Source organism: Desmonostoc vinosum (assembly GCF_059505385.1).
This window is the reverse complement of record NZ_JCACKM010000268.1, coordinates 1-5,233: the sequence shown is the minus strand read 5'-3', so window position 1 is coordinate 5,233 and position 5,233 is coordinate 1. Positions and strand designations below refer to the sequence as shown.

The window sequence follows — 5,233 nt, the reverse complement described above, 5'->3', positions numbered from 1 at the left end:
CCCTCAGCGTCTGACTTACAGCAATGTTAAGAAAGATGCGACTAATGGATAGCTCCGGGAGCGGGGGCCCCGAGTTCCCCAGCGATGCACTGAAGCTCAACGAAGTGTCCCCAAAAACCCCAACAGAAAGTCACTTTTATTAAGTAGTAAGAATAACTGTTAAAAATTGATGCAAAATCGAGCTTTTTCTTGAATTGGTTTCGGAAATTTTCAGATTATATTTCCAATCATTAAAAAATTTCAGGAGCCAAATCAGGTGTTAACTTCGACTTTACTCGCTGCTGCAACTACACCCCTGGAATGGAGTCCCGCAATTGGACTGATTATGATTCTCGCCAATATCGCCGCTATCGCCTTTGGCAAATCAACAATCCAGTATCCTAGCGCAGAACCAAGCTTACCCTCACCTAACCTGTTTGGGGGTTTTGGCTTACCTGCGTTGCTGGCAACTACTGCCTTTGGTCATATCTTAGGTGTAGGCATTATCTTAGGCTTACATAACTTGGGTAGATTCTAAGGTTTTACCAAAGTCAGTCTTTAGTTGATGAGTCTTTTGTCTCCAGCTATGAGCCAGGGAATAATTCTCTGGCTCTTTTATATAATTCGTAATTCGTAATTCGTAATGACGCTCGAGGACTCGCTACCGCTTCGCTAACGTAATTCGTAATGACGCGACGCTCCTGTGTCGCTACCGCTGCGAAGCGCGTAATTAAGTTTTGTAATGGGGATTGAGCGCAAAGTCACCAGGGGGAAACCTGCGATCTGAACTTTTTCCGTTCTGATAATTAAACAGCAGTCAAAACAGGCTGAAAAGGTTGTAGCAAAATACCTAAAATCTTATCAACTTCTTTAATATAATATTCAATCTCATCAATATAAACAATTGTGCCTTCTAAAAATAAAAACTTCCAATTAGTTCCAGTAGTCACAGAACCATAAACATATTCAACTTCATTACCTTTACTTTGATTAAATAATTGTGCTGCAACCATTGCAGCCACACATTGACCAAGACCACCAATAATATCTTCTTTTTTCGCTTCAAATATTATAGTTACAGGAGCAGTAATATATAATTGTTCTTTAGAACCACTGATGATATAATCACAAAATCCTAGTAAACCTCTTCGAGCATCAACATTAAATTCATTGCCAGAAAAAAGGGAAATTTGATTATTTAATAACCGTCTAGTTTCTGCTAAGATTGGCGCAATTAAAAATTCCGACCTGGCTTTTTCAGTCGAGATAGATGTTGCTAGCGGAATATAATCACTCAAAAGAGTTTTTAAAGTAGCAGATGGTAATACTGGTTTGGTGTCAGAAAATAAATTACGGCTTTCATCTAAAGTTAAGCCAAAATTATTTTTAACTTTAGCAAGGCTGAAATCACTGTAAGCCATCCCTCTACCTCGTAATTATTAATAATTTTTTAGAATTAATAAGGCAGGACTAATGTACACATGCTGACAACAAAAAAGCCGTCGCTTGACGGCTTTTTCAGATATGGGTAGTACTGGACTCGAACCAGTGACATCCTGCTTGTAAGGCAGGCGCTCTACCAACTGAGCTAACCACCCGTTTTGTCTCACGATTAAGCAGTATAGCAAAACATCTGATGATTGCGCTAGTGTTTTGGGAAAAATATTTTTTCGCTTATAATCACTCAGTACTCAAGACTTAGCACTCAGGATGCCCTCTGGCCGAACGCACGATCGCATTACTATGTATGCTCTGCCGTTCGTGGCGGGCATAACTCTCTGGCAAACTCGCAGTAGCAGTGTGACTTTATTAGTTGCTGGCGGGTTTATGTTTGGAGGACTAATGTTCGGCCCCGACTTAGATATTTATTCTGTTCAATACCAGCGCTGGGGTTTCTTGCGCTGGATTTGGCTACCTTATCAAAAAAGTCTCCGGCATCGTTCTTTTTTATCCCACGGGCCAATCATCGGAACAACGCTCAGAGTGCTTTATCTAGGCTGCTGGCTAGTTTTGCTAGCTGTTATCGTTTTAGCTGTTGCTGCACGATGGTGGAATGTTGTTTTCAATTGGCAAGACTTAGGGCGATCTCTCTTGCATTACGATATTGAGTGTGTGGCTCTCTTGTTGGGATTAGAACTCGGTGCAATGAGTCATTCTCTGAGTGATTGGGGTGGTTCGGCATATAAGCGGTTTCAAAAGCAAGGGGTTCGGGGTTTACTACCTCGTGTAAAAATTAAGAAACGTAAAGTTAAAAGGGGTAGGGGGAGATGAGGAAGATGAGGGAGATGAGGGAGATGAGGGAGTAATTTTCTCCCTGTCCCCGCGTCCCCGTGTCCTCGCGTTCCCGCGTCCTCGCGTTCCCGCGTCCTCGTGTTCCCGCGTCCCCATTCCAAAGGACAAATGACAAATGACAAATGACACAGTACAAAGTGATACTTTAGTAGCTTTGCAAGAGTTAATTGAGGTGGTGGCAAAGTTGCGATCGCCTAATGGTGGTTGTCCGTGGGATTTGGCACAAACACCCGAAACGCTGATACCCTATGTAATTGAAGAAGCTTATGAGGTGGTGGACGCGATCAAGAGTGGAGAGCAAGAGGCGATCGCTGAAGAGTTGGGCGATTTATTATTACAGGTGGTACTGCAAGCTCAAATTGCTAGTGAGTACGGACAATTTTCTTTGCAAGCAGTCGCTCAAGGGATCTCTCAAAAGTTGATTCGCCGTCACCCTCATGTGTTTGGTGATGTGTCGGTGCAAAGTGTAGATGAGGTGCGGCAAAACTGGGAACAAATTAAGGCTGCGGAAAAAAAAGAACTATCACCAGAAAATCAACAACTTAGTATGAAACTCAGTCGTTATGGACGTACCCTTCCCCCACTAATGGCGGCGATGAAAATTTCCCAAAAAGCTGCCGCTGTAGGGTTTGAATGGGAAAATATCGAGGGAGTATGGGCTAAGTTTCATGAGGAGTTGGGCGAGTTTCAACAGGCTTTAGCCCAAGAAACACCAGCACGACAACAGGCGGAACTAGGTGATTTACTATTTGCAGTTCTGCAACTTGCTCGTTGGTATAATCTTGATCCTAGTGATGCTTTGCAGGGTACAAATCAGCGATTTGTCCAGCGATTACAAAAAATGGAGGCAGCTGTTGACCGTCCCCTTTCAGATTACAGTTTGGATGAGTTAGAAACCCTTTGGCAACAGGCAAAAGCCCAGTTAGGGAATGGGGAATAGGGAATGGGAAAGAGGACGCGGGGACACGGGGACGCGGGGACGCGGAGAAAATTACTCCCTCATCCCCCTCATCCTCCTCATCCCCCTCATCCTCCTCATCCCCCTCATCCCCCTATTCCCTGTTCCCTTTTTCGCATCTAACTTTTGTGCAACCAGTTGACTTTACTACTTTAAAAGCTGCTTGTAGCGAATTACGCGCTAATTGGCTTCCCTCCCGTTTAGAACAAGTTTATCAGCGCGATCGCTACACTATTGCTATAGCGTTGCGTACCGTCAAACAGCGGGGTTGGCTGGAAATTTCCTGGCATCCCCAAGCTACTCATATCTATCTTGGTGATCCGCCACCACGAATACCAGATACTTTTACTTTCAGCCAACAATTAATACATCAACTGGGTGGTTTGGCATTGGTAGCAATTGAAGCGATCGCTCCTTGGGAACGTGTGATCGATTTACAATTTGCCCGTCGTCCTGGAGAAAGCCCGCTGTATCACCTGTATGCAGAAATCATGGGCAAATACAGTAATGTCATCCTCACTGATGCAAGTAACTTGATTATCACTGCTGCCCATCAAGTTAGTCAGCAACAATCTCGCGTTCGCCCCATACTCACCGGACAACCTTACGAAACACCACCGAAACTAACTGGTACTGTTCCCAATTTGAGCGAAACCCAAGAACGCTGGCAAGAACGGGTAAGCTTAGTACCAGGTGCAATTAAGCAGCAATTGTTGAAAAGTTACAGTGGTTTAAGTGCTGCACTACTTGAGTCAATGCTGTTAGCAGCAAATATCGCACCAGAAACAACCACCGATACCCTCACTCCTGATGACTGGCAAAGGTTGTTTGCGCGGTGGCAAGAATGGCTACAAGCCTTAGAATCTGAGCAATTTCAACCAGCCTGGACTGTAGAAGGATATACAGTCATGGGTTGGGGTGCAGGTGCTAAAGCCAACGATGTTCAAGAGTTACTCAACCGTTATTATACTGACCAGCTAAATCAACAGTTATTTTCCCAACTACGCCATCAGTTGATTCAGAAATTAAATAATATTCTGGCAAAACTGCAACTTAAAGCTCGCACCTTTGAAGAACGCTTGCAGCAATCAGATCAAGCCGATGAGTATCGACAAAAAGCTGATTTGTTAATGGCCCACTTGCAAAATTGGCAGCCAGGAATGCAGAAAATTACCCTACCAGACTTTGATACAGGTAAACCAGTTGCGATCGCTCTGCAACCAGATAAAAATGCAGTTCAAAATGCCCAAAGACTTTACAAACAGCACCAAAAGCTCAAACGCGCCCGCAATGCCATAGAACCGCTATTTCTTGAAGTACAAGGGGAAATTGAGTATTTAGAACAAGTTGAAGCTGCAATCGCTCAAATAGATAAATACCAAACAGCAGAAGATTTACAAGCCCTAGAAGAAATCCGCGATGAACTGATTGGGCAAAAGTATCTCGAAGCTCTAGAATACCGCAGTCGCACTTCAAACGAAACCGCCAGCACCAATTTCTATCGTCATCGCACTCCCAGCGGCTTTGAAGTATTAATCGGTCGCAACAATCGCCAGAATGACCAATTGACCTTTCGAGTAGCTGGAGATTATGACTTGTGGTTTCACGCCCAAGAAATTCCCGGAAGCCATGTACTACTCCGTCTAGAACCCGGTACTGTACCAGAAGAGGTTGATTTAAAATTTGTCGCTAACCTAGCTGCTTATTACAGTCGCGCTCGCCAAAGTGACCAAGTGCCAATAGTATATACTCAGCCCAAGCACGTCTACAAACCCAAAGGAGCCAAACCAGGAATCGCCATTTATAAACAAGAGAGCATCCTTTGGGGACAACCGCAGTTAGTTGTCGTTGGGAATTCGTAATTCGTAATTCGTAATGACGCGACGCTCCTGCGTCGCTCTAAGCGAAGCTATGCCGTAGGCTTTACGCTGACGCTCGTACCTCGCTACCGCTATCGAGGACTCGCTACCGCTGACGCTCGTACCTCGCTACCGCTTCGCTAAC

General features: G+C 44.4%; 5 protein-coding genes and 1 tRNA gene. 4 read left to right on the top strand and 2 right to left on the bottom strand.

What is annotated here, in order from left to right:
• Positions 1-256: 256 nt before the first annotated feature.
• The gene (gene psaK, locus AC5JMF_RS29095) at positions 257-517 is read left to right on the top strand and encodes a photosystem I reaction center subunit PsaK (protein WP_495799179.1); all 261 of its coding nucleotides are present in this window, start codon (positions 257-259) and stop codon (positions 515-517) included.
• Positions 518-785: 268 nt separating this feature from the next.
• Here the strand turns inward: psaK and AC5JMF_RS29090 are convergent, their stop codons facing one another.
• Both AC5JMF_RS29090 and AC5JMF_RS29085 read right to left on the bottom strand, forming a co-directional pair.
• Positions 786-1,400, bottom strand: a complete 615-nt coding sequence (locus tag AC5JMF_RS29090) for a hypothetical protein (protein ID WP_495799178.1) — start codon at positions 1,398-1,400, stop codon at positions 786-788.
• Positions 1,401-1,504: 104 nt separating this feature from the next.
• Positions 1,505-1,577: transfer RNA gene (locus tag AC5JMF_RS29085), tRNA-Val, on the bottom strand.
• Positions 1,578-1,689: 112 nt separating this feature from the next.
• Here AC5JMF_RS29085 and AC5JMF_RS29080 point away from each other — a divergent pair.
• The 3 genes from AC5JMF_RS29080 to AC5JMF_RS29070 all read left to right on the top strand — a co-directional run bounded on the left by AC5JMF_RS29080 (position 1,690) and on the right by AC5JMF_RS29070 (position 5,091).
• Positions 1,690-2,250, top strand: coding sequence for a metal-binding protein (locus AC5JMF_RS29080; protein ID WP_495799177.1), 561 nt, complete (start codon positions 1,690-1,692; stop codon positions 2,248-2,250).
• A 136-nt stretch (positions 2,251-2,386) separates the two neighbouring features.
• Positions 2,387-3,211 carry a nucleoside triphosphate pyrophosphohydrolase gene (gene mazG, locus AC5JMF_RS29075; protein WP_495799176.1) on the top strand — a complete coding sequence of 275 codons (825 nt, stop codon included), beginning with the start codon at positions 2,387-2,389 and terminating at the stop codon, positions 3,209-3,211.
• A 146-nt stretch (positions 3,212-3,357) separates the two neighbouring features.
• Positions 3,358-5,091 carry an Rqc2 family fibronectin-binding protein gene (locus AC5JMF_RS29070; protein ID WP_495799180.1) on the top strand — a complete coding sequence of 578 codons (1,734 nt, stop codon included), beginning with the start codon at positions 3,358-3,360 and terminating at the stop codon, positions 5,089-5,091.
• Positions 5,092-5,233 lie beyond the last annotated feature (142 nt).